Source organism: Bacillus sp. GbtcB14 (assembly GCF_019091205.1).
In the GTDB taxonomy this organism is placed as follows: domain Bacteria; phylum Bacillota; class Bacilli; order Bacillales; family Bacillaceae_G; genus Bacillus_A; species Bacillus_A cereus_AG.
Map to the genome: position 1 here is coordinate 1 of NZ_JAGXJT010000311.1, position 236 is coordinate 236.

Below are 236 nucleotides of genomic sequence, written 5' to 3' on the forward strand. Positions count from 1 at the left end.
GTTAATTACTTCACTATCTAAAGTAATTTCAAGAATTAATTTTAGAGATGTTGTATTCTTCTTATCGAAAATTCATTTTGAAAAAGATATCCCTGTTGCAAAATGCTATGATTGGCTAGATCAAATTGCAGAAAGAAGCGGTGATCAGGCAATTAATCAGAAAGCATAACATTTACGTGAGTATATTATTGAACTACGTAATTTAGGTGAGCGCTACAGTATGGATAACTGGAAAG

The 236-nt window shown here is 31.4% G+C and carries 1 protein-coding gene; it reads left to right on the forward strand.

Translation table 11 applies throughout. From position 1 onward, the window contains the following. Positions 1-4 precede the first annotated feature (4 nt). Entirely contained in the window at positions 5-169 is a 165-nt protein-coding gene (locus KVT31_RS30000; protein WP_308162527.1) for a hypothetical protein, read from the forward strand. Positions 170-236: the final 67 nt, after the last annotated feature.